This window comes from Flavobacterium sp. J27, assembly GCF_004303025.1.
GTDB lineage: Bacteria > Bacteroidota > Bacteroidia > Flavobacteriales > Flavobacteriaceae > Flavobacterium.
Window position 1 is genome coordinate 198,356 of record NZ_PJQW01000007.1, and the last position, 26,895, is coordinate 225,250.

The 26,895-nt window shown below is 30.7% G+C and carries 35 protein-coding genes; 18 read left to right on the forward strand and 17 right to left on the reverse strand.

What is annotated here, in order from left to right:
* From CX675_RS20155 to CX675_RS11650, 12 genes are all read right to left on the reverse strand, one after another.
* Positions 1-165: PAAR domain-containing protein (locus CX675_RS20155; protein WP_240723636.1), on the reverse strand; the 165-nt coding region annotated here is incomplete at its 3' end.
* A gap of 13 nt (positions 166-178) precedes the next feature.
* Positions 179-1,978, reverse strand: coding sequence for a type VI secretion system tip protein VgrG (gene vgrG, locus CX675_RS11605; RefSeq protein WP_130735401.1), 1,800 nt, complete (start codon positions 1,976-1,978; stop codon positions 179-181).
* Entirely contained in the window at positions 1,979-2,656 is a 678-nt protein-coding gene (locus CX675_RS11610) for a hypothetical protein (protein ID WP_130735402.1), read from the reverse strand.
* A gap of 12 nt (positions 2,657-2,668) precedes the next feature.
* Complete coding sequence (locus CX675_RS19810) at positions 2,669-2,839, reverse strand: DUF5908 family protein (RefSeq protein ID WP_165396028.1); 171 nt, start codon at positions 2,837-2,839, stop codon at positions 2,669-2,671.
* A 2-nt stretch (positions 2,840-2,841) separates the two neighbouring features.
* A complete protein-coding gene (locus CX675_RS11615; RefSeq protein ID WP_130735403.1) occupies positions 2,842-3,306 on the reverse strand; it encodes a phage tail protein in 465 nt (154 codons plus the stop codon).
* A complete protein-coding gene (locus tag CX675_RS11620) occupies positions 3,296-3,763 on the reverse strand; it encodes a phage tail protein (RefSeq protein WP_130735404.1) in 468 nt (155 codons plus the stop codon). Before CX675_RS11620 ends, CX675_RS11615 begins: the two co-directional genes overlap by 11 nt.
* A 51-nt stretch (positions 3,764-3,814) precedes the next feature.
* On the reverse strand, positions 3,815-5,392 hold the full coding sequence (locus tag CX675_RS11625) for a phage tail sheath C-terminal domain-containing protein (RefSeq protein ID WP_165396029.1): 1,578 nt from the start codon (positions 5,390-5,392) through the stop codon (positions 3,815-3,817).
* A gap of 29 nt (positions 5,393-5,421) precedes the next feature.
* Positions 5,422-6,234, reverse strand: a complete 813-nt coding sequence (locus CX675_RS11630) for a hypothetical protein (protein WP_130735405.1) — start codon at positions 6,232-6,234, stop codon at positions 5,422-5,424.
* 11 nt (positions 6,235-6,245) lie between these two features.
* Entirely contained in the window at positions 6,246-6,806 is a 561-nt protein-coding gene (locus tag CX675_RS11635; RefSeq protein WP_130735406.1) for a DUF4255 domain-containing protein, read from the reverse strand.
* Positions 6,807-7,085: 279 nt separating this feature from the next.
* Positions 7,086-7,955, reverse strand: coding sequence for a hypothetical protein (locus CX675_RS11640; RefSeq protein WP_130735407.1), 870 nt, complete (start codon positions 7,953-7,955; stop codon positions 7,086-7,088).
* Between the two features lie 226 nt (positions 7,956-8,181).
* Positions 8,182-8,595, reverse strand: a complete 414-nt coding sequence (locus CX675_RS11645; RefSeq protein WP_130735408.1) for a hypothetical protein — start codon at positions 8,593-8,595, stop codon at positions 8,182-8,184.
* A 12-nt stretch (positions 8,596-8,607) separates the two neighbouring features.
* Positions 8,608-9,456, reverse strand: a complete 849-nt coding sequence (locus CX675_RS11650; protein WP_130735409.1) for a hypothetical protein — start codon at positions 9,454-9,456, stop codon at positions 8,608-8,610.
* 342 nt (positions 9,457-9,798) lie between these two features.
* Here CX675_RS11650 and CX675_RS19815 point away from each other — a divergent pair, with 342 nt between their 5' ends.
* The 15 genes from CX675_RS19815 (at position 9,799) to CX675_RS11715 (ending at position 20,586) form a co-directional block, all read left to right on the forward strand.
* Positions 9,799-9,969, forward strand: coding sequence for a hypothetical protein (locus tag CX675_RS19815; protein WP_165396030.1), 171 nt, complete (start codon positions 9,799-9,801; stop codon positions 9,967-9,969).
* Positions 9,970-10,031: 62 nt separating this feature from the next.
* Complete coding sequence (locus tag CX675_RS19820) at positions 10,032-10,205, forward strand: hypothetical protein (RefSeq protein ID WP_165396031.1); 174 nt, start codon at positions 10,032-10,034, stop codon at positions 10,203-10,205.
* A gap of 54 nt (positions 10,206-10,259) precedes the next feature.
* Positions 10,260-11,903, forward strand: a complete 1,644-nt coding sequence (locus CX675_RS11655) for an ATP-binding protein (RefSeq protein ID WP_165396032.1) — start codon at positions 10,260-10,262, stop codon at positions 11,901-11,903.
* Positions 11,904-11,911: 8 nt separating this feature from the next.
* Positions 11,912-12,592 carry a response regulator transcription factor gene (locus CX675_RS11660; RefSeq protein ID WP_130735411.1) on the forward strand — a complete coding sequence of 227 codons (681 nt, stop codon included), beginning with the start codon at positions 11,912-11,914 and terminating at the stop codon, positions 12,590-12,592.
* Positions 12,593-12,723: 131 nt separating this feature from the next.
* Positions 12,724-13,122 (forward strand): PH domain-containing protein, encoded by a 399-nt coding sequence (locus tag CX675_RS11665; RefSeq protein WP_130735412.1) that lies wholly within the window; start codon positions 12,724-12,726, stop codon positions 13,120-13,122.
* Positions 13,123-13,353, forward strand: a complete 231-nt coding sequence (yidD, locus tag CX675_RS20335) for a membrane protein insertion efficiency factor YidD (RefSeq protein WP_130735413.1) — start codon at positions 13,123-13,125, stop codon at positions 13,351-13,353.
* Positions 13,354-13,365: 12 nt separating this feature from the next.
* On the forward strand, positions 13,366-13,845 hold the full coding sequence (locus CX675_RS19825) for an SH3 domain-containing protein (RefSeq protein ID WP_165396033.1): 480 nt from the start codon (positions 13,366-13,368) through the stop codon (positions 13,843-13,845).
* A gap of 153 nt (positions 13,846-13,998) precedes the next feature.
* Positions 13,999-14,679, forward strand: coding sequence for a vWA domain-containing protein (locus tag CX675_RS11680; RefSeq protein WP_130735414.1), 681 nt, complete (start codon positions 13,999-14,001; stop codon positions 14,677-14,679).
* Positions 14,679-15,560, forward strand: a complete 882-nt coding sequence (locus CX675_RS11685; RefSeq protein ID WP_130735415.1) for a protein phosphatase 2C domain-containing protein — start codon at positions 14,679-14,681, stop codon at positions 15,558-15,560. Before CX675_RS11680 ends, CX675_RS11685 begins: the two co-directional genes overlap by 1 nt.
* On the forward strand, positions 15,523-17,070 hold the full coding sequence (locus CX675_RS11690; protein WP_130735416.1) for a protein kinase: 1,548 nt from the start codon (positions 15,523-15,525) through the stop codon (positions 17,068-17,070). Before CX675_RS11685 ends, CX675_RS11690 begins: the two co-directional genes overlap by 38 nt.
* An 18-nt stretch (positions 17,071-17,088) precedes the next feature.
* A complete protein-coding gene (locus CX675_RS11695; RefSeq protein WP_130735417.1) occupies positions 17,089-18,429 on the forward strand; it encodes a DUF4407 domain-containing protein in 1,341 nt (446 codons plus the stop codon).
* Between the two features lie 35 nt (positions 18,430-18,464).
* Positions 18,465-18,899, forward strand: coding sequence for a hypothetical protein (locus CX675_RS11700; RefSeq protein WP_130735418.1), 435 nt, complete (start codon positions 18,465-18,467; stop codon positions 18,897-18,899).
* Complete coding sequence (locus CX675_RS11705) at positions 18,896-19,108, forward strand: hypothetical protein (RefSeq protein WP_130735419.1); 213 nt, start codon at positions 18,896-18,898, stop codon at positions 19,106-19,108. The genes CX675_RS11700 and CX675_RS11705 overlap by 4 nt, the downstream gene beginning before the upstream one ends.
* 10 nt (positions 19,109-19,118) lie before the next feature.
* Positions 19,119-19,925: an endonuclease/exonuclease/phosphatase family protein gene (locus CX675_RS11710; protein ID WP_130735420.1), complete on the forward strand. Its 807-nt coding sequence runs from the start codon at positions 19,119-19,121 to the stop codon at positions 19,923-19,925.
* A 145-nt stretch (positions 19,926-20,070) separates the two neighbouring features.
* Positions 20,071-20,586: a helix-turn-helix transcriptional regulator gene (locus CX675_RS11715; protein WP_130735421.1), complete on the forward strand. Its 516-nt coding sequence runs from the start codon at positions 20,071-20,073 to the stop codon at positions 20,584-20,586.
* A gap of 20 nt (positions 20,587-20,606) precedes the next feature.
* On the opposite strand, the gene CX675_RS11720 is transcribed toward CX675_RS11715, so the two are convergent.
* From CX675_RS11720 to CX675_RS11730, 3 genes are all read right to left on the reverse strand, one after another.
* Positions 20,607-21,080 (reverse strand): hypothetical protein, encoded by a 474-nt coding sequence (locus CX675_RS11720; protein WP_130735422.1) that lies wholly within the window; start codon positions 21,078-21,080, stop codon positions 20,607-20,609.
* 305 nt (positions 21,081-21,385) lie between these two features.
* Positions 21,386-22,099 carry a LytTR family DNA-binding domain-containing protein gene (locus CX675_RS11725; RefSeq protein ID WP_130735423.1) on the reverse strand — a complete coding sequence of 238 codons (714 nt, stop codon included), beginning with the start codon at positions 22,097-22,099 and terminating at the stop codon, positions 21,386-21,388.
* Between the two features lies 1 nt (position 22,100).
* Positions 22,101-23,150 carry a sensor histidine kinase gene (locus CX675_RS11730; RefSeq protein ID WP_130735424.1) on the reverse strand — a complete coding sequence of 350 codons (1,050 nt, stop codon included), beginning with the start codon at positions 23,148-23,150 and terminating at the stop codon, positions 22,101-22,103.
* A gap of 212 nt (positions 23,151-23,362) precedes the next feature.
* Here CX675_RS11730 and CX675_RS11735 point away from each other — a divergent pair, with 212 nt between their 5' ends.
* The 3 genes from CX675_RS11735 to CX675_RS11745 all read left to right on the forward strand — a co-directional run bounded on the left by CX675_RS11735 (position 23,363) and on the right by CX675_RS11745 (position 25,150).
* Positions 23,363-23,725 carry a MotA/TolQ/ExbB proton channel family protein gene (locus CX675_RS11735; protein WP_130735425.1) on the forward strand — a complete coding sequence of 121 codons (363 nt, stop codon included), beginning with the start codon at positions 23,363-23,365 and terminating at the stop codon, positions 23,723-23,725.
* 120 nt (positions 23,726-23,845) lie between these two features.
* Positions 23,846-24,643 carry a zinc-dependent peptidase gene (locus CX675_RS11740; RefSeq protein WP_130735426.1) on the forward strand — a complete coding sequence of 266 codons (798 nt, stop codon included), beginning with the start codon at positions 23,846-23,848 and terminating at the stop codon, positions 24,641-24,643.
* 87 nt (positions 24,644-24,730) lie between these two features.
* Positions 24,731-25,150, forward strand: a complete 420-nt coding sequence (locus CX675_RS11745) for a CBS domain-containing protein (protein WP_130735427.1) — start codon at positions 24,731-24,733, stop codon at positions 25,148-25,150.
* A 48-nt stretch (positions 25,151-25,198) separates the two neighbouring features.
* On the opposite strand, the gene rpe is transcribed toward CX675_RS11745, so the two are convergent.
* On the reverse strand, positions 25,199-25,867 hold the full coding sequence (gene rpe / locus CX675_RS11750) for a ribulose-phosphate 3-epimerase (RefSeq protein WP_130735428.1): 669 nt from the start codon (positions 25,865-25,867) through the stop codon (positions 25,199-25,201).
* A 108-nt stretch (positions 25,868-25,975) separates the two neighbouring features.
* Complete coding sequence (locus CX675_RS11755) at positions 25,976-26,590, reverse strand: hypothetical protein (RefSeq protein WP_130735429.1); 615 nt, start codon at positions 26,588-26,590, stop codon at positions 25,976-25,978.
* Between the last annotated feature and the right edge of the window lie 305 nt (positions 26,591-26,895).

Genomic DNA, 26,895 nt, shown 5'->3' on the forward strand with positions numbered 1-26,895 from the left:
ACAAGTTAGCATATCGCCAACTCGAGCTGCTGGTAGTTTGCCTATAAGTACTGTAGGTTCTCCAGGACCAATTATAGGTCCGCCTACATGAGGAATAGGAGAGGGCACGGCTGGAGTTTGCATGGGACATTCGTGAAAATCTGTTAATCTTGCTGCTGGAGGCATATCTTTATATATTTTAATTAATCATTACCATAGCCGCTTTCAAGGTTAATTGTGTACCTCCTTGTACTTCGGCGGTTAAATTTCCTTTGGCTGTATATTGTGTTTGTGCGGTTTCTTTTATATTCATGCCACTTGTAGCTACATCACCTGCCGATGAATCTATGGTGACACCTTGATTCCCTTTAATGTTTACTTTTTGTGTGGCTTCTATATTGATATCTTTAGCACTTTTTATAGTGATACCACTACTAGACATGACGATACTATTTTCATTTTGGTCTTTAATTGTTATTTGTTTGTCTTTGTCACTGACAACAACCGTATTTTTATTTGGAGTAACTAATGTCCACACGACATTTTCATCATCAAATTCGATAGCTATCTTAGCATTAGAAACAATGGCTTTAATACTGTTTTTCTCATTTGGATTTAAGCCTTCATACGGTTTTATTTTGGAACTACTGTATACACTTCCAAGGATAATTGGATATCGAGGATCTTCATTTAGGAAGCCTACAATAACTTCATCTCCTACTTCTGGTAGAAAAAATACGCCTGCACCATTAGTAGAGTAAAAATTAGAAAGCCTAGCCCAAATTCCTTCTCCATTAGTGTCAAATAAAGGAATGGTTACCAAAATACGATATTGAGAATCTGGGTCGTCGTAGATTTTTTTAACAGTGGCATTAAATAAACCTCTAGCTCCAGGAAGTAATCCAGAAGCTGGTGGTGCCATAACATCAGGTTCTTCTGTAAACCAAACAGGAGGTATTCCTACACTAATTTCTGTGAGCCAATTTCCATCTGACAAGTCATGCGTTACACTAGAAATAAAATGATCGCCGTTAAATCGGTCGCCAAGGCCACCCAATGTGATGTAGTTTCCTGGGTTTACTAAATTGGTACCCTGAAATTTAGCTTCTCCTTGAATTTTAGAATATTCACTTTTTATTAATTGTGCTTTTGTCCAATTGGTTAAATCATCATTTTCAAGCGGAGCCGATGTTTGTAAATCATAATCAGAAAGTCCAACTACTTCAGAAAGTTTTTTGGTAGATAAATTTCCAGGACCAGTTACATTCGCATTCGATTGCATGGAAGCAATAGCCTGACTTTTAAAATCCCAAGTGCTTGCTTTTACAGTATTGGTTTGTGTAATGGCATTTAAAACGGCATTAAACTGCATTAATCCATTTCCATAAGAAACACTTAAAACAGGCGAAGTATTCGCATCTGGAGGAGCTACAGTAACGGTTCCGTTGAGGGTTGTAATTAGCATGCCATTACTTTCCGCTCTAGCCATTATGTAATCCCAATCGCTTGCGTAATACTGTATTTGTTCTGGCCAAGTCGTTGTGGTTGTCGTTACTTTGGCTGTTAAGCCTGAATAATTTCCGATGATAGAAGCCATAATATCGCTGTCTTTTTTTTGGCTGAAAGTGAGACTTTTTCTACCGACAATCATTTTAATCGCTTCATCACGACATTCTACTTCTAAAGCAGAACCTACAGTTTCATCTACTCGAATGCTTTGGCTGGTAATAACACCTTGGAACACAGTTTCATTTTTAGAATCATAACCGCATTCGATAGTTACTTTTGCGCCAGGTACAAATGTGGAAGAAGAACTAGCATCAAATGTACCAGTTGCAGCATCGCCATCTAAAATAGTTATGATGGCAGAAGCAATTCTGTTGACTTCTTTTTTTATGGTTACAGATAATACATTGAGTTCGCTAGAAATCGCATTACCTTCTACTTTAATCGTAAATGTTGCTGTATTACCTGTCGCTATTTCTGTTTGTGTAGCCATTTATATAGGTTGTATAATAGGAGGGAAAATTAATTTTTGTCCTCCTTTTAAATTTCTAAATTTGTTCAAATCATTGTATTGAGCCACCTGAACATACATTGAGTCATCATTCCATGTTTTTTCACAAAGTTGAGGTAAGGTGTTACCATCGACGACATTGACTAAGTGGGTAATATCTGGAGATTCTTTTTTATCTAACTCTTCCACATTTTGTGGAGAAATGTATTCTGAAAAACTTAAAGACAGCTTGGCTCTTAAAGGACTTCCATCTGATTTAAAAAGTGTGAAAGAGGTGTCCATTGATTTTAAAACGCCTTTAAAAACAATGTTTTTTCCCCATTGTACTTTTACAAAATTTGGACGATGAATGGTTCCGTTATAAGTATAAATAATACTTTCCAAAGCATTAATTTCCTGAAACATATCGGTACGATTTGGATCTACAATGCCCGTACAATCAATGGTAATATCGAAACTTAATCTTTCAACAGGAGTGCTTTTGTATTTTTGAGAAGGCGAACTCGTATTAGGGGCTTGTTGCTCATTATATTCTATTCCTCTTTGCCATTTAATATTTTCAGGATTAAGCATCAGAGTATAAGGCTGTCCGCTAAAAGCTTGCTGAAAATTCTCATCAGTATATCCTGTTATCTTCATTAATTCCAAACTACCATTCATACTGTTTTTATTTTATCTTTTATAATTGTTCTTTTTTGTTTTTTCGGCAATCATTCTTTTACATTCGTCTAGTACTTGTTTTTTAAATGCATTCATTTCAATTTCCTTAGGAATGTCTTCTTCCATTTTGCTTTTGGAAGCTATTTCAGTTTTAATGATTAACTCTCTAATTTCTATTGGCATAACTAAGCAAATAAATTCGTAGTTGAAGTTTCCGAGGTGATTACAAAATAAGTATATGCCAGTTCAATAGATTCCATTACAATTTCATTTTCCTGTGATTTTAAATCTGAAATAGAATATTTTACAGGATAAGCATTATAAAATGTCCACATGATAGATACAGTACCCGTTTCATCTAATAAACTAACCGATACATCATGAGGTTTTATTGGATTAGTGAACCCCTGATCTAATGTAGTAGCACACCAATTCATCAATTCAGATCCCTTTGAAATTAAGGCTCTTCTCAGTACTAAATTCTGGCTCGTAGTAAGAGTAGGGAGCCGATACTTAAATCTGTTTTCCCCACCACATACTACTTCTTCCATATTAAATTCTTTTGAAATACCAGAAACTTCCTTAAAAGCGGCATCTTCCCCTTTAAAAGAAAGTTGGAAATAAAATCCAACAGGATAATTATTTGCCATTCGTAATGATTAACTGTTCGTGTGCAATTTCAAGGGTGTCAACTGCCACTTCATTTCCATCCGATTTTAAATCGGTACTGGTAATTTTAGTAGGCCATGCATTGTTTAATTGCCATTGCATCGTTGTACCTCCTTTTTCGTCTAATAATCGAATAATAACCGTTCTTCTTTTAATGGTATTCATGGTTATTTGTGAGTGCCAATCCCAAAAAGTATTGTCATTTACAAATACACCACGCTTCATAGTTACATTTCCATATTTTGTAATGCCAGGCATTTTTTCAGTTGAAAATAAAGGACTATTACTTTTGCGGTATTCGATAATTTGATTTTCTACATCCATTCCAGATACTTCCTGAAATGCTACTTTTGTTAGTTCCGTTCCAAGATCCACTTCAAATCGGAACTTTGGCATGGGCCATGTTGCGCCTTCTACGCTTCCGTCATCTGCTGCCATAATATTTTATTTTAGAATTAGTAAAATTTGTGTTTAAAAAATGTTTTCTTTTTAGCTAGAAGTAGCCATTTGTTGTTGGAATGTTAGTACGATAAATTCAGCAGGGCGTACTACAGCTACTTTGATAGTTACTTTCATAAATCCGTTTAAAATGTCTTCCGAAGTCATGGTAGTACCTAATCCACATGCTACAGAAAAAGCATCTGAGGCTGAAGCACCTTGAAGCCCACCTTCTTTCCAAATAGAAGTTAAAAAACTACCAATCATCGCTTTTACAGCTTCCCAAGTATTTTTATCATTAGGCTCAAATACATAAGCATTGGCCGCTAACTTACAAGATTGTTCTAAGAAAGTCATGGTTCTTCTCACTGGTAAATACCTCCAGTCTTGGCTGTTTCCATCTAAGGTTCTGGCACCCCAAATTAAGATTCCCAAACCATTAAAGAAACGAATCGCATTGATTGATTTCCCTGAAACAGCATCAACATTTAAACCTCCTTGTTGTGTTTCCGATAAACGAATAGGTAATGAAGAAACACCTACCATAGATGTATTTGCGGGTGCTTGCCAAACGCCTTCTTGATTGTCAGTTGTGGTAATTACTCCAGCCATACCACCACTTGGAGGCAAAATATTAGCATCAAATAAAATGTGTTTAATCATTAAGCTATACGTTTTACTAGCGTTGATTAAAGCATTATTGTTTTGGGTAACCGTTAATCCCGAAGAAGGATTGTTAATGTTACTCATAATACTAGCTACACTTGGGTTTGGATTGTCGGCTGGATTTAATATATCTTCGAGTTGTTTGGTATCGCCACCAAATAAATTAGTATAGTCGATATCCTGACTTTGCATGATGGTGGTGCCTACAAAAGGATAGTATGCCGTACCATAATTTAAGCCTTGTGAACCTGTATTGTTTCGGAAGGTTTCAATATCATTGGTATACATAATTGGATCTGGATTTCTTCCTCCAATAATATCAAAAATGGCAACTGCAGTTTGCATTTCGGTACATTGTAATAACATGCTTTGCATTAAAGTACCGTTATTCTCTACACTAAGTAATGTTGCTTCTGGACAAATATACATCGTGGGTTCTTGTTCATTTAATAACAACGCTAAACCATTTTGTAAATCGGCTAATTGCACATTAGGGTTGATAATTTGGTCTCCAGGATTTATAGGTGTTTTTGATGGAGCACCATAAGACCCTACTGATACAATGTAAGCGTCACCACCACCATTTTCATAAAACAATTTAATACTATTATATAAGTAATAAATTGTGTTTGGATCAGGAACTATCGAATAATAAGCATTATCAATAAGCATATAGTCTCCTTTAGTAGGCTGACTTTTTTGTTTTACTAAATAATACTGCGGTTCATATTGTTTAGCTGGACTTGCAGGTGGTGCTGGGTCTGGAAAACAATAAATTGCCTGAAACTCTGCAAAAGAGGTAATTTTCTGAGCCACATTGGTGTATGATTTTCCTTCATACGAAGCTGTGGGTGTGTACCCGATAAATGCGGGAACTGCTGTTGCAACTGGGACTACCGAATTGGGAAATGCATTCAATTCATTAATGTAGACGCCGGGTGATTTGATGTTAGATTCAATCATGGTCTTTCATGTTTATTTTTATTAATTGTTTATATATATACATACATGGGCGATGTAACTATTTTGTTTTCCTCTTCCATTTCAATGCCTAGAAATTTTGGATTAGGATTAGGTAATCCTCTAAAAAGAATTTTTCCAGATTGATTGGATGTTGCCGATTTGTCTACCAAATCGAATTTGTATTTTACCACTTCGCTCATTTTCATTAAGTTTTTACCCGATGAAAAGAGTAATGCTTTTTTTCCGCTGTCTATAGTAACAGTTGTAGCTTCTTCAAAACTGATGTTGTGCTTACTGACAATTTCAGGTTGACTAAGCGGTAACTGACTTTGATTAATCACATAATAGCGCCATTGTGTAGCTCTGGATGCAAACTGTATTTGATATTTATTTTGTATTCCTTTTTCAGTTTGCGTAATAATATCAGTAAAGTATATTTTAAGTGTACCCATAGTATTCATGCGGGTACTAGTAGTGTAATTGTTTTGGAAAACCAATGCATTCGTTGCAGGAGTTACTTGATTGCTAGTAAATAAAAACTGACCGATTACATCTGTAGGAATATCAGTAAAAGCATTGAAATTTAAATTCGTTGAAATAATATCAAATTCAAAGCAATTTGTTTCTGTATTGTTTTGAATGTAGTTCAGGTAGTTTGTTGTATCAGTCTGGGAGCTATAAAAAGTAAATCCGTTGTTACTCTCGTTCATTTTAAAACCATATTTTTTGATACACCACGCTGTTTTTTCATTTGGTTTAAAAACAAGGCAATCACACATTCCGTTTTCAAAATACTCATGTAAAACGTGTAAAGAAAAAAGAATATGGAATGCGGTTTTCATAAGACTCTTATTTAACTGTTTTGGGTTTGTGTTATTGCAGGTGTAAAGTTTTCATTATCAAAAGACTGAATGCTTATTAAACGCGTTTTGTACACTATGGAAGGTTGGTATTTTGCTCCCATAGCCGTCCATAAATTGTGCATTTGATTGTAATTTAATTTGGCTACCTCAAATTCCAGTTTGTTTAAACCAGATGGAATATTGGAAAAATTTGTAGCATCTAAAACCACATACGATTGAAAAAACTGAATAACCGAATTCAAAAATTTTAAAGACTCTTCATAATTTTCAAAGTTTGCTGTAATGAGTAAATCCAAGTTAAAACGCTGTGTAGGGTTTAAATCTCCATAACTGCCATTGGCTAGCTTTTGATTTCGCACATAAAAAGGTTGTAATGTTTCCTGTTCAATATTAATTAAGGAGATAACAACTTTGTTTTCATTCTTTGTAGGTATTGAACCATTAGTATCTATAATGTTATTTAAAATCACTTTACTTTCATCCAATTGATATTTATTCTTGATGTATTGATCAAGAACAGTAGTGGTAAATTGTAGTGATTTCATTAACATAATCGAACCTTTTAATGATATAAAAATGAATCGTAAAGAATCTTTCTTATTGATTTTATTTTCAGAGACGTAAAGTTAAATGGCTTCTTTTAGTAAATGAAGAAAACACAATATACCTTTCGTGTACATCCATTAAAAGCGCATAGACAAAACGTAGACATACTTTAATTAACGGAGTCACATTCGTACAGAAATAAGCATAAGAAGACGACTCGCAAAGTTGATTTGCAAGAAAGTATAAGAAGAATAAGGGAATTGTTTTTTAAAGAAATTTAAAAACTAAATTGCTTTTAAATAAGTGTGTAGGTCTAGCTCTTTGTTGAGTCTCATTTTCTTTTTCAAGCGGTACTTGTGTGTGCGTACACTTTCTTGATTAATGCCTAACAAACTTCGAATGTCATCATTAGACATATTCATTTTGAGATAACAACAGTATTTTAGGTCTTTGGTGGTCAATTGCGGATGTTTTTTAGCTAATAGGAGTAAAAAATTAGGATTTGTTTTTTCAAAATAAAGTTTGAAATCTTCCCAAAGCTTCGTGTCATTTGCCGATGTTTTAATGGCATTTACAATAGACAAGAGTTCCATTCTCGTGGCATTGTCAACCGTAGGGCAAAGTGTTTTAATGCGTTCTTTTACACTGTGTAACACTTCTAGTTTTTGATCTAGTTCTAACACATACCGACTCATATTGCGATTCGTTCGAGTGAGATCTTTTTCAATAGCTTGAGTTGCCAAAGAAGTGGCAGGAGGAGCGTTTTGAGATTGATTATTTAAAAGAAAAATAGATCGTACGGTAGAAGTAAAGTAGGCCTTGTTGTTGATGCTGTCTAATGCATATGAAAAAATAATATTTTTATCATTAAACAAATAAGATTGTGAGTCATAATGATTATAAATGCACAACAGAGGAATTTCAGGTTTGTTTACAAAGCGATTAAAGTCTTCGATTGCGTTTTGATTGTTTCTGAAATTAAAAATAAGTAAAGAAGGATATAATGACTTGGTAATGCTCAATAAATCGGCAATGCGAGAAACCGAAATAACATTTACTAAAAAATTGGGAATGGTTTTTAACCGATCCAATAGAATAGCAAGAATGTCACTTTGATCGCAACCAATCACTATTGTTTTTTCCTCTTTCATCATGTTGTTTAGATGTTTGATGCATGTTTTGTTTGTTTGTTACTTTTATAATAAAAGCGGATGGTTAATAAGTTATCTTCTTTTTAGAAAAGATAAAATAGCGATTTCTACTGTTAAAAGTTACAGATTTTTATTTTAATTTTTTCAAATTTATTTTAAATAATGTTTAAAAAAATGAGTAGAAATACCTGTTTTTCAAATTGCGAGAAAAAAAACAGAGGGAAAAGAATTAGCTAAAAGGCAATAAATCAGGAAGAAGGAAACTTTTTTTAGCTTTTTCAGAATGGTAAATATCTTGTGTGTAATGTTGTGCTATCATTTCCTTAAAATGTGTAAGCAGTCTAGGATAAGCTGCCATAAAATCTTTAAAATGACTGTAATTTTCTTTAGACATAAAATGAGCGACCACTTTAACAGCAGCAACAGTTAGCGTCATATTAAATTTATCTTCAGCGCCTAACTGTGTTACAAAGTGATGCAATTGTTGGACGATATTTTTTTCGGCTTGAGCCACACCATAATACCGAATATGAATCCACGCGAGGCGTAAGTGTGCTTCATGAGTAAACAATTCTGGAGGAAAAGTACCGGCTTTGAAGCGTTGTTCAAAAGCTATGTCAGATAATTCGTAATGGTTTTGCATGGTGGTGAGTGTTTATTGGCAAGGTCCTTTGCCGTAATTATTCATAATGGTTGCTGTTACTTTTTTTAAGGTTTTACCCGTTTCAGGATGAAGACCATAATGAGTAAAAAACTCGTATTCATTTCCGTTAGCCGATTTTCCATACCACAAACAAGCTTTTCCTTTTTTTTCATATGGAGTCGTATCACAAGGAATAATTCTTTTAAAATTCTCAATTAATTTTTCATCTTTTGGTATTATTATTTTAAAATTTTTATCCGATTTCCCATCCCAATCTACTGTTTGAAAATGATCTACTTTCCATTCCATCCATTCTTTTTCAGATGTAAAATGATTAATGCCTAAAAAAGTGAGAAGGAGAGATGAACCAGCTATAGAAATTTCTCGGATATATTTTCTTAAAAAGTTGATTTTGATAGTAGATTCGTTATCATCTTTTTTTTCTTTTTCTTTTTCTTTTTCTTTTTCTTTTTCTGAAGGCATAGTAGTTGGTTCAAATTCTCCCTTTAAAAATTTGTTTAGAGGTCTAGGTTTTAAATCAACTAAAAGAGCCATTAAATCGTGTAATTCATATTTTGGCTTTTTGGTTTTCTCATTGAAAAAATTACAAATTGGTCTAAATCTGTCATTATCAAATCTTTCAATTATCGATTTATCTTTTTCATCTCCTTTTAAACTGAAAAAATGTTTTAAAATATCAAGGTCTGTTTTTGAATTAGAAGATTTTAAAATCTCAATGCAAAAATCTTTAATAGATACAGGTGTCGGATTATTTAAGAAATGTGAAAAATCACCATTTTTCTCAATATCATATTTCGCTTTGATAGCTAATAAATAGTTTTTGGAAGTATTTTTAGTCATAAGCAGATTGGAATTTATTTACATTTTTTAACATTTTTAAGCATTTCTCGTAATGTTCGTAACGATTGGAATTCTTTATCAACACTGCTAAAAATTCGACTTTACTTTGTCTCAGATTTAGTTCTTGTTCTTCATCGCGATAAGAACAAATGTACAAAACTACTTCTAAAAAAGTGATGCTAAACAGATTAGGATTTTTATCTGGGAAGTATAAATAAGATTTTTCTGTTCTAGCGCACTTCACTTCCCACAACAAAGTATTCACGGCAATAGCTGTAAAAATCAATTATCGAGATTTTCTCGAACGGCTATTCCTATGTCCAATTTTTAACAAGAAAAAAAATGAGAATTATATATTTATTTATAGCAGTTGTTTTGTTTTCAGTAAGCTTTACCTCATGTACAGCCGAAGATGTTTCAGATAGTGTAAAAACCACACAGTACGCAGACGATGATACGGGTGGGCAAACGGGAACATTACCACCGCCTCCACCAGCACCAACAATTCCATAAGGGTATGGTAAAAAGGCTGTTAAATTTTTAATATATTCGTTCAAATTTTAATAATAAAAAAAATGAGAGTTGTATATTTATTTATAGCAGTTGTTTTGTTTTTAGTAAGCTTTACGTCATGTACGACTGAAGATATTTCGGATAGTATAAAAACTTCTGAATATGCAGATGATGATACAGGTGGTCAAAATGGTCAAATAAATCCACCGCCACCACCATTACCAACAATTCCATAAGGATATGGTAAAAGTTTGCTGATTTTTTAATACATTCGGGAAATGCAATTCGTTATGAAACATTTCCCGTTTTTATTTTTATTTCTTTTATTCATTTCATGTGATAATTTCAAGAATAATTTATTGAACAATAAGGATGAATATGAAACTCTAAAAAAGAAAGGCTACGATAAATTCATGGCTGAAGATTATGACAGTTCTTATTTTTATTTTGATCAAGCTAGAATAATATGTAATTCAAATAATCCAAATGATAGAATATATCCAATGTTATTTTTAGCTGATATACAGAAAATAAAATCAGATTTTAATGGTGTGGAAGAAACAGTAACAGAAGCACTAAAAATCAGTGAAAACTCAAACTTTAATTCTAATCTCTATAATCTATTAGGAATTTCATATGAAGAAAAATTAGATTATGATAAAGCTATAAAAAATTATAGGTTATCGTTGAAAAATACTAGTAGTGAAAAATACAAAATAATAATAAAGAACAATATAGGTGTAATTTATTTAAAAAAAGGAAATTATTCTAAAACGATACAAATTCTTGAGCCATTACTAAAATTAGATACTTTAAAAAAACATAGAGAGGATTATGCTCGAGTTATAGATAATTTAGGTTTTGCTTATTTTAATTTGAAGCAAAAGAAGAAAGCTTATTTTTATATTTCTAAGTCACTAAATATTAGGGACAGTATAGGCGATGAGTATGAAAAATTAGCTCCATTAATGCATTTATCTCGATTTTTTATGGATTCCATTCCATCTGAATCCAATAAATTTGCAACTAATGCTTATGAAATAGCAACTAAAGTCAACAGTCCAGATGATAGATTAGAAGCATTGGATATTTTGATAAGAAATTCTTCTGAAACAAGACAATTTAAAAAGTACTATGACAAATTTAGTTCTTTAAAAGACAGTATAGAATTTATTAGACAAACTACTAAAAACCAATTTGCAAATATTAAATATAATTCGGATAAAGCTATAAAAGAGAAAGAAAAAGAAAGAGTACAAAAGGAAAGATTAGGCATTAGTTTAATCCTCTTTATGATAATTTCAACTTTAATCTTTTTCCTAATTCGTTCCAAAAATAAAAGAGAAAAGCTGAAAATCGCCTATACAACCGAAACCCGAATTTCCAAAAGACTCCACGATGAATTAGCTAACGATGTGTTTAACACCATAACATTTATAGATACACAAGACTTACAAAATCCAAATAATAAGGAAACCATTTTACAAGATTTAGATGCGATTTATGACAAAGCCAGAAATATTTCCAAACAAACCAGTGAAATAACAACCGGAAAAGCCTTTGCCGAAACGTTAAACCAGTTGTTTATAAGTTATACTTCAGAACACGTAAATGTCATGGTGCAAGGACTAACTTCAATTGATTGGGAAAATATAAATGAAAACAAACAAATTGAAATCTATCGTGTGTTAAACGAACTATTAGTGAATATGAAAAAACACAGTAAGGCCAATTTAGTACTAATTCGTTTTGAAAGTGTATTTAAAAACATACAAATAAAATATTCTGATAACGGGAAAGGCTTTGAAAAAGAGAAGGTTTTTAAAAACGGACTCCTAAATGTGGAAAACCGTATTCTTAGCATTAAGGGAAAGATTACTTTTGATTCAGAAATAAATAAAGGAGTAAAAGTTAATATTGAATTTCCCAAATAAGATAGTATATGTTTTCAAAAGTAATTATAGCAGAAGATATTGATGGATTAAACTTTGCTGTGAAGCAAGCTCTGAAAGAATTGGATATTCCTGACGAAGAAATGGATTATGCTAAATATTGTGATGATGCGTTGTTAAAAATAAAAGGTGCCTTGCAAAATAACACACCTTATGAATTACTGATAACCGATTTGTCTTTTAAAGAAGATTATAGAAAAGAAACTCAAAAACTACATTCTGGTGAAGAATTAATAGAGGCTGTTAAAAAAGAACAACCCAACATTAAAATTATTGCTTTTTCTATTGAAGATAGACCCTATCGTATTAAATCTTTATTTGAAAAATATGAAATTGATGCTTTCGTAATGAAAGGCAGAAACAGTATTCCCGAATTAAAACAGGCCATTACTACGGTTTCTGAATCAGATAAGAAATATGTTTCTCCAAACTTAAGTCATGTGCTACAAGATAAAACAGCTAATGAAATTGATGCTTACGATTTAGATTTAATTAAGCAATTGTCTTTAGGAATCACTCAAGATGAAATGGAAGCAAAATTTAAAGAATTAGGCATTACGCCCAATAGTAAAAGCACTATAGAAAAGCGAATCAATAAACTTAAAATTAATTTTAAAGCAAACAACACCGTACATTTAATTGCCATAGCCAAAGATTTAGGATTGGTATAATAATACAATAAAAATAGAAAGACCTAGCAAAAACCTATTGAGTAGGTCTTTTTTTATGCTTTACGGTTTACCGTAAGGAATTGATTTTCTGTGGTTTTAAATTTGGATATTATTAATTAACAAGTAAAACTATGGAATTAAAGCCTATAGAAGAAGGAATTCCTTCCGATTTGAACATGCAATTAATGTCTAATGAAAAAGTGTATTATTTTTCTTTTATAACCAGTAAAGGCGGTTGTGGAGGAAGTGGAAAAAAAGAAAACTATTGGATTTGTCTTACGAATAAGAGAGTTTTATATAAAACGAAGATTATGGAAGGAAAAGTCTATGTTGAAAAAGATGGTATCTTACCTTTTGAAAAAATTTCTTTCTTAGAAGTGACCGAATCACAAGAGCCGAGCGGATGTGGAAATAAAAAAGGATACCAATTAAGAATTAGTACTTCTGGAGGAGCATTAGTTATTCCTATTTTAACAAAAGAAAAAGGATATGAAATTAGAAGAGTTTATTCAGAGTTAAATAAGGATTAAATGTTGAGAATTTTATTATCTCCGTTTAATAGAATAGCTATTCTGTTTATTAAATTATATAAAATTACAAAAAGAAGAAAATATGATAAATGTTTACATTATCCATCTTGCTCTACTTATGGAATTTTAGCTTTACAAAAGTATAATTTTTTTAAAGCGATAAAAATTACATACAAAAGATTAAAAGATTGTAATCCTTTCTCAAACAGGTCATATATAGATTATCCATAAATATAAATAATTATGAGAACAACACTATTACTACTATTATTGGTTTTTTCATTTAATATGCAAAGCCAAACCTTTCAAAAAAAAGAATTGTTCGCTTCTTGTTGTGAAACAGAAGGAGGAAAATGCACTGGGTCGGCTAGTTGCACGGTTTGTAAAAACTGTGTTCGTTGTAAACATTGCTCAAGCGGAGGCAGTTGCGGTGTTTGTGCGGAAACAAAATCAAAATCTTTTTCATCTAGTGCTAAGAAAAAAAACACTATTGCAAAAGTAAAAACAAGCAATGTGAAAACCGATTATGATGCAGGTAAAATAGTAACCGTTGTTCATCCCACATTAAATCTAAGAAAAGAACCTAAAAGTACAGGTATTATTATTCAAAAATTAGTAAAAGGAGACCAACTTGCCTTAATTGAAAAAAAAGGAGATTGGATTAAAGTACTAGTGAACAAAAATCAGAAAATAGGTTGGGTAATGAGCAAATATGTGAAGTAACAAAAAAGACAAAATATAATTTTATGACCTAACATACTATAATTTGTTAGGTCTTTTTTTGTTTTTGAGAATAATATTTTGTTTTACGGTTTTCCGTAAAGAATTGATTTGTAATAGTTTTAAGTTTGATTGTTATTAATTTAAAAAGATAAAATGAAAAATACAGGATTAGTTATTGATAAGCCAGAAATTCCACAAACTTTTCATCAATTAGGAATATTAGTGTTAGATGGAAGTGGATCTATGAACGAAATAGGAAGAAATCAACTTACAAAGGCTCAAGAGGTTGAAATGGGTATTAAGGAAATGTTCTCAAGATTTGATGCAAGTAGAGTTAAAAATAACTTTTCTTTTTCTTGTATTAAGTTTGACACAAATTCAATGACTACCTTACAACCTACACCATTTAAAGATATCGACTATTTCACAGAGGATTTTAATCCGTTGAATGGTAAAGGAGGTGGCACACATATTTTTGAAGGACTTAGAGAAGCTCAAAAAATATCTGAAAATTTTTTAAAAAATGCTTCAAAAGAAGGGTTAAGACATAGTGTAGTAATTTTATTGATGTCAGATGGAATGTGTTTTGAACCAAATGAAACGATAAAAATAGCAAATCAAATTAAAAGTCAAGGAGGAATTGATATAGCCTGTGCTTTCTTATCAGAAATAGGAACAAATAATGAAACGGAAAAGAATGATACTAAAAATCTTATGCAGAGTATTGCAACCGATCCTATTCGATATTATGCGACTGTCTATGATGGGGAATCACTTCGTAAATTTTTTGAAGCTTCAATTAGTCAATCTTCAGGATCTAAAAAAATATCATAATGAATTCATTAACTGAAATAAAAAGTATCTCATTAAAAACAATTAATCAAGATTATATTACAACTTTTAATAATTTGAATTTAAATATAAATGGAGTTGTTTTAGGTGATGGACTTGGTTCACATTTTTTAGCAGAAAAAGGAGCAGAAATATGTGTTAAAGAATTAAAATTTCTTTTAGAAAATTTTAAAGAATCCAAAATAAATTATGAAGATTTATTTGAGAAAGTATTAAAGAAATTGAAAAAAAAAGCAGACAGTATTTCTGAAATAAAAAAGGCAAAGAGTAAAGAGAATATACTTGGAACAACTTTAATATGTGTTATAGAATATCCTAATAAATTTGTAATTGCATATGTGGGTAACGGATCTATATGGCAAATAAGAGGAAATTTTACCCATTTTTCTTCTCAACGGTATTTACCTTGGTCTAGTATTAACTTGTTGAATCCACACACTATTGATGAAAATGGAAAAGAAGCATTATATAAATATTTTTCATTGAATAGTACAGAAGAAAATATTAGACCCACAATTATAGAAGTTTCAAAAGATAATCAAATGTTTGGAGATATTTTTATTATCTCAACTGATGGGCTTTTTAGTCCAGACCAAACACCAGTAGCAAAGGATAAGGAAGGAGGACTTTGGATAAGTGGAGAAACTAAGATGAGTATGTTATATGAAACACTACAAGGATTTTTAAAGAATTGCTCAACAAGTAAATTAGGAGATGAATTAGATGGTTTTTGCAATAAATTAATTGAAAATAAACTAATAGATGATGATACTTCTTTTGGAGTCATTATAACTCAGCAGGTCATAAACTACCATAATTTATTAAATGAAAACAATACAGATAACGACTTTTTTATCAACTGATTTATTTCCAGATTTTAATAATGTAAAATCTATTGAAATTGAAGACAAACCTATTGCAGAAGGAGCTTTTGGAGAAGTATATATTTGTACGAGTATAAATAATCAGAAGACTAGTGTTCCTCAAGTAGTTAAAATTTTTAAAGAAGATTATAATAACAAACAACAACATAATGTAGATACAATAATTAAATTACAGAATAAGATTAATAAGAAAAATCAAGAATTACTTTTGACTAATAAAACTCTTCTAAATGAATATCCTGCACTTAAAGGAATTCCACAATTTAGTTTTTCAGGTAAATTAAATGGGAAGGAAATAAGAGGTTTTAGTTCTACAAACCTTAAAAGAATTGGTTTCGAAGAGTTTGTAGATATATTAGAAGATGATACTTTATATAAAGAATATCAAGGCTTAGATATTCAAAAAAAGATGCTTATATCATATCATTTTGTTTCAGCATTCAAGCTGTTAAACGACTTGTTTTTTATTCATGCAGATTTAAAACCAGAAGCAATTTTTGTAAATATAGCAAAAAATGAATGCGCTATAATAGATTTTGATAGTGGTACAATAACAGAAAATATAAGTGATGAACCAAATGTTTGGGGAGCACCAAATGATTGGGTTGCACCTGAAATATGGGAACAGTTGAAACAAGTAAATATAAATGGTTTACAAAAAATAAAAGTAAATCTACTTTCAGATTTGTGGTCTGTTGCAGTTGGTATTCATTATTTTTTAACTACAACACATCCTTTATATTATCTAAAAGAATTAAGTCCCATAGTTTCAAATGATTATTTTTTAAAATATAAATGGCCTGAAATTGATAAAAAAGAATCATATTTTAATGTTAATAATGGTAGTATTTATGAACCAATTAAAAACTGGTTAAATAATGTTTTACCTAAATCTATTTTTAATGAATTTTACAATACTATTAATTATGGTTATAAGAATCCGATAAAAAGAACAACATATAATGAATGGGAAAAAGTTTTGTTATCTATTCAAGAACCTCCAAAAATTTTATTATTTGAGGCAGATAGGGATATAATAATAGATGGGATTTCAGTTGTTTTAAAATGGGATATAATTGATTGTTATCAAATTTTTTTAAATGATGGTTCTTCGGAGTTTGATATTACAAATTCTTTTTCAATAGACCTTAATCCTTCAGAAGATACTGAATATAGAATAAAAGCGGTTGGGTATTTTGGAACTACATATTCTGAATTGATTAAAATTAGAGTTTTTCCAGTTCCTCAAATAAAAGTTCTTCAAGTTCCTATTCCGGAGTTTAATATGAACTTAAATCTATCAAATTTAAATATTTCTTCACCAAATTTAAATTTTAAAGTTGACTTGAATTCGGATTTATTTCAACTTGAGAAAGTGGATTTTATTGGATTAAGTAATGAAGCTAAATTAAATTTTCTTTCAAAAAGAGAAAAATCAAATTCTATTTCAAAGGTATTCGATAAAATTAGTAAGAAAATAAATAACTAAATGATAAATAAATTTTAAATGTCAAATATTAGTAATTTTTTAATTTTTTGTTCAGGAGCCAACAAAAGCATTTTAGAGATTTGTCCTACTGAAAAGACAAAATATCATGGTATAGGAAGTACAGTTCTTTTAACTTCTCTATTAGCTATGCTTGCTGGAGGCTATGCTGTTTTTTTTACATTTCAATCTATTCCTATAGCTGTTTTTTTAGGTATATTTTGGGGTTTAGTAATATTTAGCTTAGACAGATATATTGTTTCAAGTATAAAAAAAACAGGAAAAATAAAGCAAGAAATTCTTATGGCTTTACCAAGATTGTTCATGGCATTTGTATTAGCAGTAACTATTTCTAAGCCTTTAGAATTAAGGTTGTTTCAAGATGCGATAAATAAAGCTATGGGAGAAATTTCAGATGCAAGTATTTCTAATTGTGAAAATGATTGGAATATTACAAGGGATAAATTAGCAAAGAATAAAAGTAACTTAGAAAATGAAAGAAAACAAAAAACAGAAGATATCTTTAGTAAAGATGGAATATATAAAACACTATTAGAAAATGAAAAATCTTTGCAAAATGAAAATAAACAATTTGAAAGTAGAATTGATAGTAATAATAAAATAATTATAAAAGGAACTTCTTATAAACCAATATTTGACGAGTACGGTGTAAAGCTATACAACAAAAGAATATACAATAAAAGCGCTATAAATGCTTTGAATCAAAATAAAATTAACAAAGATGAAATCGCTAAAAACGAAATAAAAATTAACGATTTAGAAAAACAAAAAGAAGAGAGAAAAACTACTCTTAAAGATCAAGTTGTAACAACTGAACAGCAATATACAAAACAGATAGCGGGTGTTCAGCAACAAATAGATGACCACAATAATAAAAGAACAGTTTTTCTTTCAGATTGTAGTTTAAGGTCAAAAAGTGCTCAGGATATACCAGCAAGGTTGGCTGCTCTTTCTAAAATAACAGAAGATAGTTCAACTATAAGTATTGCAAGTTGGTTGATTACAATTTTATTTATTTTATTAGAAACTGCTCCAGTAGTTGTGAAGTTATTATCGTCTAGAGGTCCTTACGATGAAGTTTTGGAAAGAATAGAATATGAAAATATAATGAATCAAAAATTAATTATATCTAATTTAAATGATAGTATAAATACATCTTTAAAAATTAGTGCTGAAAAAAGTAAAATAAAGTTGGACGCAGAATTAAAATCTAATACAGAATTACTGAATGAAATTGCTTTAGCACAGGCTGAAATTGCAAAATTAGCAGTTCAAAAATGGAAAGAAAATGAAATAGAAAAAATTAAGAAGAATCAAAACATAAATTCTATTATTACTTGAAAATATTAAATCACAAGAAATAAAATCAATACCCTATGACAAAAAAACTACTCCTATTATTACTTTCAGTACTTTCCCTCTCTTGTAAAGAAACCAATCAAGAGCCCATTAAAAGTTCTGAAGAGCAAATACAATCTTTTTATGCGGAAGAAGAAGACACCATTCTTCCCGATGATATAGAAGAAATAACCGAACCAGAACGAAAAACCTATCATATAGATACCCAATATGAGTATAAATACCGTACAGGGAGAAGCAACCATTATGAATACAATTACAATATTATAGGTCACGACACGATAGGAAATGAAATAACAGGTACAATAAATATTAGAGACAAGTATGGTGCAGGTAAAATTATAAATGCAAAAGGTGAAAAAAGAGCCGTTTTTGTAGAATGGGTAAAAAATGGTAAATTAGTAGGCAAAGACGAAGACAGTATTACGTATGAATTTGTAGTGGATAAATGAAATTTTTAATAGTTCTATTGGGTGCATTGCTGCTCACTTCTTCTCCTTATAACGAGAAAGAAGTATATTTGTGTGGCCCAAGAGGAGCTAAAAAATACCACTTTAAGAAAACCTGTAGAGGATTGTCTAATTGCAAACACGAAATTACACCTAAAAAACAATCTGAAGCAGAAGCCTTAGGACTTACCTTATGCGGTTGGGAAGATTAAAACAGAATACATGTCTTATAAAATCAAATCATTTTTCCTACTACTATTTCTTTTTCATGCTTTGGCTTGGAGCCAAATTAAAATTTGTTCCTGGAATATTGAAAATTTAGGAGCTTCAAAAAGCGAAAAAGACATTGCTTATATGGCACAGAAAATACAAGATTATGATATTGTAGCCTTGCAGGAAGTTGTAGTAAGCGAAGCCGGTGAACAAGCAGTAATAGCATTAGTAAATGTTTTAAATCAAAATGGAACTCTATGGGATTATACTATTAGTAATGCTACCTCTGGCAATGCTTACAAAGCGGAGCGCTATGCTTTTTTATGGAAACCAAGCAGTGTACAAAAAATAGGGAATGCGTTCTTAGAACCTACTTATGTTGAAGAAATAGAAAGAGAACCATATTTAGCTACTTTTAAATACAAAGAAAAAGAGATTACTTTGGTTAATTTTCATGCCAAAACAAAAAAAATGCAACCCGAAACAGAGATTAAGTTTTTTAAATTTTTTCCTGCTATTTATCCCAATAAAAATTTAGTTTTTATAGGAGACTTTAATTGTCCGCAATCGCATACTGTTTTTTTTCCTTTACGAAAAATGGGCTATGAGTCGGTTTTCGTGAATCAGAAAACATCACTACGGCAAAAATGCATTCAAAATGATTGTTTAGCATCAGAATATGATAATATTTTTTTTAATGCCAAACGTTTTGAAATACTCGATAAAGGGATTATTCCTTTCTACCACGATTTTTTAGATATACATACCGCTCGCACGATTTCCGATCATGTGCCTATTTGGGTAACTTTAAAATAAATTTTAGGAATATAGTTTTTTGTGGCAATTTTTTTTTAAAAATACAATTGCCACAAAAAGTGTGGCAAACTATTTGTGTCAAATAAAATGACACAAACGAGTTGACACAAATTTTATATTGCTTTTTAATTTAAAGTGTTTCATCATGAAAAAAAGAAATATTTTTAAAACACCTTTATTGTTTTCTCAAGAAGAAATGGCTTTACTGCTTGGTGTTACTAGAAGTACTTGGTCTATGTATGTTTCTGGATTGCGTGATATTCCTACAGAAGCGATATTAAAATTAGCCAAATTACTAAAGAGTGAAAATCAATTGCCATTGGTTACCCTAGAACTTACTCATAGAAGCATTCAAGAAAATAAAAAAAGAAAAATGTTAGCGGAAGAACTAGCAAAAAATAAGAGGGAAGAAGTGCTGTTACAAAAGAAACTAGAAAAAACGCAAAAAAAATATCAAGAAGCAGAACACACGCTACGTTTTTTAATGCTCCATAAAAATAATAAGGATTTGTCTGAACAAGAAGTTCTGATTATGCAAAATGTAAAAAATAGAGCCTTGCAACAAGTTGAAAAAAACGGTTTGCATGTGCAAGCTAAATACGAAGTACAGTTGAATGCTCTAAAAATGTATGTTAAGCAATTAGAAAATGCAAGAAAATGAAACTAGTTTGTTTTAATAACCTACTTCACTTTTAGCATTTTTCCTGTCCATTCAAAGCGGTTAATGGAAGACGTAAAATAAATTTCATTCCCCAAAACACGATCTACTTTTACATGCATTTGGTCGTTTATACCATAAGCAGGATTCGGATAGGTGTTTTTTACACAAGTAGCCACAAATTCGCAATCGTTTATCCAAAAAAGACGCGATTGTATCATGTATTTACCATCTTCATGATATTCGGTATGCATGTCTTTATGAATAACGACTTTTACTTCTTTATTTTCAAATTGGTAAATAAAAGTACCTTCATGCAATAAATCACATTCGGAAACAGGTTTTGTTTTAAAACCAGTTAATACGATAAAACAAAATAAGAAACAAATACTCCAAAAAGTGTTTTTGTGTGTATTAAAAAGAGAATTTTTGTAGAATAAACAAGAAACCAACTTAGGATTCTTTTTCAAAAAAGAGACAGTGTGCGTTGCTTTCATAATGCTATTGTTTCAAATGGGTTACTAATGTGTACATATTTGATAATAGCAATACTCTAAAGTACATATTATTCCTTAATTCTGAATCGCATTTCGCCTTAAAATGACAAATTTTAAGATTTTTTTTAGAATTATTTTGTGCCAAAGTCAGTCCAAGGAAATAGAAGCCGTTTGTCGAAGCCACATTTGTAGGTTTTGTCATCGTTTTTTTGTTGGGACGACTAATATATCAAATTAAAATGAATCTGTAGCATTTTTAAGTAAAGCATTACGATGATGAATTACAAAAGGTTGGTCAAACCATTTTACAATTTTTCTAATTGCTCTAGCACATTTTTTTTATAGCTTCTACTAATAGGTAACGATTTCTGGTTAATTTCAATATGTTCATTGGTAAACGAATCAATTTTAGTAATTGAAACTAGAAAAGAACGATGAATACGTAAGAACTTATGCTGGGGTAACTTGGCTTCAATATTAGAAATAGTTTCTCTTGTAATGCAATTTTTTTCTAGAGTTACAATTTTCAGATAATCGCTTAAACTTTCAATATATAAAATGGCATCAAAATTTATTTTTACCATTTTGCGTTCCGATTTCACGAAGATAAAATCGGTTTCATAAGTCATGTTTTCCATTATTGGAGCTACATCTACCTGAATGTTTTCATCCAAGTACTTATTAACTGCTTGTAAAAAACGTTCAAAAGAAATGGGTTTTAACAAATAATCTACGGCTTGTAAATCAAAACCAGCTATGGCATATTCCCGGTAAGCGGTAGTAAAAATAATTTTAATGTTTTTATTAATAGATTTTGCAAATGACAAACCATTAATTTCAGGCATGTTGATGTCTAAAAAAATCAAATCGATTTTTTGTGTATTAATTAAATGAAAGGCTTCCAGCGCATTTTTACAACTCCCGCACAGATGAAAAGCATTTATTTTGGCAACATGCGATTCTAAAATTTCTCGAGCAGTTATTTCGTCGTCTATAATCAAACAATGGTAAGTCGTCATTTTAATTCAATTTAATTTCTAATGCAATAACAAAGGTTTCCGAAGTTGTGGTAAGGTGTAACTGATGCTTTTCGGGATATAATAAGGTTAATCTTTTTCTGATGTTTTCCAATCCAATACCAGCGCTGCCTTCCTTTTCTTTTAAATAAGCACTGTTTGTACAACGGAAAATTAGGCTGTCATTTGTAGCTTCTAATTCGATGGTAATCGTTAGAAAATGATGGATGATGTTTCCATGCTTGAAGGCATTTTCTATAAAAGGTAGAAACAACATGGGCGGAATTAGAATGGTTTCATTTTCAATATGCGTTGTAAAAGTTACTTTCAACCGATCTTGAAAACGTATTTTTTCCAAATCAATATATTCCTCAATGTGTGCTACTTCTTCTGAGAGAACCACTTTCGGTTTTTGTACTTGGTATAAAATATAATCGAGCAAATTAGAAAGTTTTAAAATAACATCGGGTGTGTATTCCGATTTTTTTAAAGACAAGCCATAAATGGTATTTAAGGTATTAAACAAAAAATGCGGATGGATTTGCTTTTTTAAATAGTGGAGTTCTTGTTCTTTAATTTGTAAATTAGTTTCCAATATTTTGTTTTCCAATGCCTTAAATTGGGATTGCACATTAAAATTATGATTTAAGATGTATATAAAACTAATGACAGCCACAATTAGATATACTAAAATTAGAATAAAAATAAAATTTCTACCCATAGGAGGTACTTTAGAAATATCGAGTTTGGTAATAAAAATAAAACTACCAATAATAGCCAAAGTAATCAGGTAAACACTCATCGCTAAAGTGTAAAAACCATATAAAAATAATTTGTAATACTTTTTAGTGAGTAAATATTTTGGGATAAGAACATAAATGGTAATGTAAGTGGTTAGAATGGCAATGGGTAATAGCAGACTTGAAAACCAAGTAATATACACTGTATCATTAGAATTATAACTAAAAAAATATACAAAAAAGAACCAAACTCCAATCCAGAAGAAGCAATGGAGTAGTATTGATTTAGTAGTTTGGAATAGATTTGAAAACATGATAGCAAGATAAACTAATTATTTGTTATGTTTTCAAAATTGCGACAGATAACCTGTTTTGCGCCTTGTTTGTCAAAATAAATCTTAAATTGTACTTTTTAAATCTGAATTTGGTTAAAAAGGGAACTAAATTGTTCATACGTCGCATAAAAATAAAATGAATTATTTTATAAAATAGATTTGTGATGTTATAAATCAAAAAATATAGAATTATGAAAGTTATTTTAGACAGAATTTATGAAGGAGGGCCTTTTTTTATGGTGCCTATTGCATTTATCTTAATTGCGATTTTAGTTTTATTGGTTTGGGCTTTATTGAAAAGAGAGACCATAAAAAAATGTAAAGAATTAATTGCCTCACTTAGTCTTTTTGTTTTGGTTTGGGGGTTTTTAGGTCAGTCAATAGGTTTAATTTCTGCCTTTGATGCCATACAGTCTTTAGGTAATATTACCACTGAAATTTTAGCTGGCGGATTAAAAGTAACCTTTTTAACCGTTGTTTTTGGAATGTTTACCTTTTTAGTAGGACGTGTAGGCATCATTATTTTAACCATTATAGATAAAAGTGACAAGTAAAAGTTAATAGTGAGAAGTGTATACTCAGAAGCGAAAGTGTCCTGTTTGAAAGAATAGGATGCTTTCTTTTTTTGTAATTAGGTTATATTCTGTATATTCGTTTTCCTCAAATCGTAAACATTGCAGTATTTATTAATCACTTTTGGATTAGGGTTTGTATTTGTATTTGCTTATAACGTAGTTATAGAGCCTATTTATGCTTTCTTTTTTAGAAAGCCCATTTATGTGCATTTGTATTTGTTTCCAAAGAAGCTCACAATGCGTCAAATACAACTATTGTATAACCAATTTGATTTCTATAAAAAATTACCACTTCCTCAAAAAAAATATTTTGAACATCGAGTGGCAACTTTTATTCAAAAATATCCTTTTATAGGAAAAGAAGGCATTGTAGTTACAGATGAAATGAAAGTGCTTATTGCTGCAACAGCAGTTATGCTAACCTTTGGAATGCGAAATTATTTATTTACCGTAATAGATAAGATTATCATTTTTCCAGATGTGTATTATTCTACTTTAAATAAAAATTATCATAAAGGAGAATTTAATCCGAGTTTAAAAGCCATTGTTTTTTCTTGGAAGCATTTTTTAGAAGGTTATGAAATATCCAATGATAATCTAAATCTAGGCTTACATGAATTTGGTCATGTATTGCATTATCAGGGACTTAAAAATTCTGATACTTCGGCTACTATTTTTTCGGTAACCTATGAAGAGATTATGCAAGAAGTAAAATATCCACCTAATTATGCGCGACTCTTACAATCTGACTATTTTAGAATTTATGCATATACCAATGAATTTGAATTTATAGCAGTAATACTTGAGCATTTTTTTGAAACCCCAGAAGATTTTAAAAGTGAATTTCCTCAATTGTTTGAAAAAGTAAAAGTGATGATTAATTTTACTTCCTATTGATTTTGTTGAAAAACTTAATAATCAGTAGATTATATTCTGTTTTTAGCGTAGATATTATTAAATTTGTAAGTAACAAATACATTAGTCATGAAACAGAAAGTTCCCATTTCAACTATTATGACGAAAGAAGTTGTAAAGTTGAACATTACCGACAATCTTACCAAAGCAGAATCACTTTTTAAAAAACATCACATTAGGCATATTCCAGTAGTTTCAGGTAATAAAATTATAGGAATGTTAAGTTACACCGATTTATTACGAATTTCTTTTGCCGATGCGGTAGATGACGACGACGACGAAATTGATACAACAGTATATAATATGTTTACTGTAGAGCAAGTAATGGCTAAAAAATTAGTCACTATTCATCCAGAAACCACGATTAAAGAAGCAGCAGAGATATTAGCAGCAAAAGAGTTTCACGCATTACCTGTTTGTGAAGGTAATTTATTAGTAGGTATTGTTACCACCACCGATTTGATTAAATATTTAATTGATCAATATTAAAAAAGAAAAATACCTGACAAGTGTTAACAACCTGTCAGGTGAAAAGGATTACTTTGTAATTTCTTTCAAATCAGCGATTGTTGCAGTTGGATTCATCGCTCCAAAAACATAGCTTCCTGCGACTAAAACATCTGCTCCAGCGGCTACTAATTCTTTTGCATTTTGATTGGTTACACCACCGTCAATTTCAATGAGAGTAGTGGCATTATTTCTAGTGATAATTTCTTTTAATTGCGACACTTTTTTGTAGGTATTTTCAATAAAAGATTGTCCTCCAAAACCAGGATTAACACTCATTAAACAAACTAAATCGATATCTTTGATAGTATCTTCTAAGAGAGCAACATTAGTATGTGGGTTAATAGCTACACCTGCTTTCATCCCTTCCGCTTTTATGGCTTGTAGTGAACGGTGTAAATGAGTACAAGCTTCATAATGTACGGTTAAAATATCGGCACCCAATTTTTTAAAAGTGGTAATGTAACGATCTGGATCAACAATCATGAGATGAACATCGATTGTTTTTTTAGCATGTTTACTAATAGCTTGTAAAACGGGCATTCCAAAAGAAATGTTGGGAACAAAAACACCATCCATGATATCAATATGAAACCAATCTGCTTCACTATTATTAATCATTTCAATGTCTCTTTGTAAATTGGCAAAATCTGCTGCTAAAACAGATGGAGCAATAAGTGTGTTTTTTGAATTACTCATGGGTAGTTATGTTGTTTTTGCAAAGATAGATAAAGTTTTAGGTTCCTAAAACATGAAAAGCTTTTTTGATTTCCAAAAAAGCTTTTCAAAAGATACTAAGGTTAGTTATTAATCTAATTTAGATAAATCTACTTTTTTTAAGTAAGATTTCAATTCATCTAAGGTTATATTTGTGCCTTTTAGAGCTACTTGATAACGCTCTTTATAAATAAAAGTGATTGAAGATCTTACATGATCTGGATCTTCATCCTCTTCGGTAAGACATTTTATTCCATTGATTGTTTCTGTTTTTTTAGTTTCGGTATTATTAATACTTTCTACATTCATAGCCAGTGCCATAACGGTTAAACTAATGACACTACTTCCAGTTTCGCCAGCACCATCCATAATACTTACTTCCACTTCTTTTCCTGTTTCTTCGTCGGTATATTTTGCTTCCGCAGAAGTTAGTCCCATCATAGAGGCATTGCCTGCATTAAAATTAGTTCTTTTTAATCCGCCTAATTCTTCTGTCAATACTTCTTTTAATACGTCGTTTGATACAGGTGTTAATTTTTTTAATTCTTCTACTTGTTTTTCAAAATCTTCTAAGGCATCACCTGCTTTGCTCATGTTATTAATACCTTCAACAGCATCCATTATGCCAGGTTCTTCGTTTTTTTCTTCATTATTCTTACAAGCTACAATGGCTAGCATAGCAAGTAATACAATTGTTTTTTTCATGTTTGTTATATTATGATTTTTATGTAAAAATAAGATAAGATTTGAATAATTAATAATGAAGTATAAGAAATTTCATTCTATTCTAATCATTTTATAAAATAAAACCACGGATACCCGAGCATTTATGCGAACTGACCGTGATTTTGTTTCATAAAAAAACAAAACCACGGATACCCGAGCATTTATGCGAACTGACCGTGATTTTGTTTCATAAAAAAACAAAACCACGGTAATCAGCCGTGGTTTCAATCATCAATCAAAAAACGAACAGTTATTGAAACTGTTGTTGCTTTCAATATGTTTGG

Bases quoted from the DNA above. Each gene is read 5' to 3' on its own strand.
- vgrG (WP_130735401.1), bottom strand. From the start codon at position 1,978: ATGGCTACACAAACAGAAATAGCGACAGGTAATACAGCAACATTTACG.
- CX675_RS11610 (WP_130735402.1), bottom strand. From the start codon at position 2,656: ATGAATGGTAGTTTGGAATTAATGAAGATAACAGGATATACTGATGAG.
- CX675_RS19810 (WP_165396028.1), bottom strand. From the start codon at position 2,839: ATGCCAATAGAAATTAGAGAGTTAATCATTAAAACTGAAATAGCTTCC.
- CX675_RS11615 (WP_130735403.1), bottom strand. From the start codon at position 3,306: ATGGCAAATAATTATCCTGTTGGATTTTATTTCCAACTTTCTTTTAAA.
- CX675_RS11620 (WP_130735404.1), bottom strand. From the start codon at position 3,763: ATGGCAGCAGATGACGGAAGCGTAGAAGGCGCAACATGGCCCATGCCA.
- CX675_RS11625 (WP_165396029.1), bottom strand. From the start codon at position 5,392: ATGATTGAATCTAACATCAAATCACCCGGCGTCTACATTAATGAATTG.
- CX675_RS11630 (WP_130735405.1), bottom strand. From the start codon at position 6,234: ATGAAAACCGCATTCCATATTCTTTTTTCTTTACACGTTTTACATGAG.
- CX675_RS11635 (WP_130735406.1), bottom strand. From the start codon at position 6,806: ATGTTAATGAAATCACTACAATTTACCACTACTGTTCTTGATCAATAC.
- CX675_RS11640 (WP_130735407.1), bottom strand. From the start codon at position 7,955: ATGATGAAAGAGGAAAAAACAATAGTGATTGGTTGCGATCAAAGTGAC.
- CX675_RS11645 (WP_130735408.1), bottom strand. From the start codon at position 8,595: ATGCAAAACCATTACGAATTATCTGACATAGCTTTTGAACAACGCTTC.
- CX675_RS11650 (WP_130735409.1), bottom strand. From the start codon at position 9,456: ATGACTAAAAATACTTCCAAAAACTATTTATTAGCTATCAAAGCGAAA.
- CX675_RS19815 (WP_165396030.1), top strand. From the start codon at position 9,799: ATGAGAATTATATATTTATTTATAGCAGTTGTTTTGTTTTCAGTAAGC.
- CX675_RS19820 (WP_165396031.1), top strand. From the start codon at position 10,032: ATGAGAGTTGTATATTTATTTATAGCAGTTGTTTTGTTTTTAGTAAGC.
- CX675_RS11655 (WP_165396032.1), top strand. From the start codon at position 10,260: ATGAAACATTTCCCGTTTTTATTTTTATTTCTTTTATTCATTTCATGT.
- CX675_RS11660 (WP_130735411.1), top strand. From the start codon at position 11,912: ATGTTTTCAAAAGTAATTATAGCAGAAGATATTGATGGATTAAACTTT.
- CX675_RS11665 (WP_130735412.1), top strand. From the start codon at position 12,724: ATGGAATTAAAGCCTATAGAAGAAGGAATTCCTTCCGATTTGAACATG.
- yidD (WP_130735413.1), top strand. From the start codon at position 13,123: ATGTTGAGAATTTTATTATCTCCGTTTAATAGAATAGCTATTCTGTTT.
- CX675_RS19825 (WP_165396033.1), top strand. From the start codon at position 13,366: ATGAGAACAACACTATTACTACTATTATTGGTTTTTTCATTTAATATG.
- CX675_RS11680 (WP_130735414.1), top strand. From the start codon at position 13,999: ATGAAAAATACAGGATTAGTTATTGATAAGCCAGAAATTCCACAAACT.
- CX675_RS11685 (WP_130735415.1), top strand. From the start codon at position 14,679: ATGAATTCATTAACTGAAATAAAAAGTATCTCATTAAAAACAATTAAT.
- CX675_RS11690 (WP_130735416.1), top strand. From the start codon at position 15,523: ATGAAAACAATACAGATAACGACTTTTTTATCAACTGATTTATTTCCA.
- CX675_RS11695 (WP_130735417.1), top strand. From the start codon at position 17,089: ATGTCAAATATTAGTAATTTTTTAATTTTTTGTTCAGGAGCCAACAAA.
- CX675_RS11700 (WP_130735418.1), top strand. From the start codon at position 18,465: ATGACAAAAAAACTACTCCTATTATTACTTTCAGTACTTTCCCTCTCT.
- CX675_RS11705 (WP_130735419.1), top strand. From the start codon at position 18,896: ATGAAATTTTTAATAGTTCTATTGGGTGCATTGCTGCTCACTTCTTCT.
- CX675_RS11710 (WP_130735420.1), top strand. From the start codon at position 19,119: ATGTCTTATAAAATCAAATCATTTTTCCTACTACTATTTCTTTTTCAT.
- CX675_RS11715 (WP_130735421.1), top strand. From the start codon at position 20,071: ATGAAAAAAAGAAATATTTTTAAAACACCTTTATTGTTTTCTCAAGAA.
- CX675_RS11720 (WP_130735422.1), bottom strand. From the start codon at position 21,080: ATGAAAGCAACGCACACTGTCTCTTTTTTGAAAAAGAATCCTAAGTTG.
- CX675_RS11725 (WP_130735423.1), bottom strand. From the start codon at position 22,099: ATGACGACTTACCATTGTTTGATTATAGACGACGAAATAACTGCTCGA.
- CX675_RS11730 (WP_130735424.1), bottom strand. From the start codon at position 23,150: ATGTTTTCAAATCTATTCCAAACTACTAAATCAATACTACTCCATTGC.
- CX675_RS11735 (WP_130735425.1), top strand. From the start codon at position 23,363: ATGAAAGTTATTTTAGACAGAATTTATGAAGGAGGGCCTTTTTTTATG.
- CX675_RS11745 (WP_130735427.1), top strand. From the start codon at position 24,731: ATGAAACAGAAAGTTCCCATTTCAACTATTATGACGAAAGAAGTTGTA.
- rpe (WP_130735428.1), bottom strand. From the start codon at position 25,867: ATGAGTAATTCAAAAAACACACTTATTGCTCCATCTGTTTTAGCAGCA.
- CX675_RS11755 (WP_130735429.1), bottom strand. From the start codon at position 26,590: ATGAAAAAAACAATTGTATTACTTGCTATGCTAGCCATTGTAGCTTGT.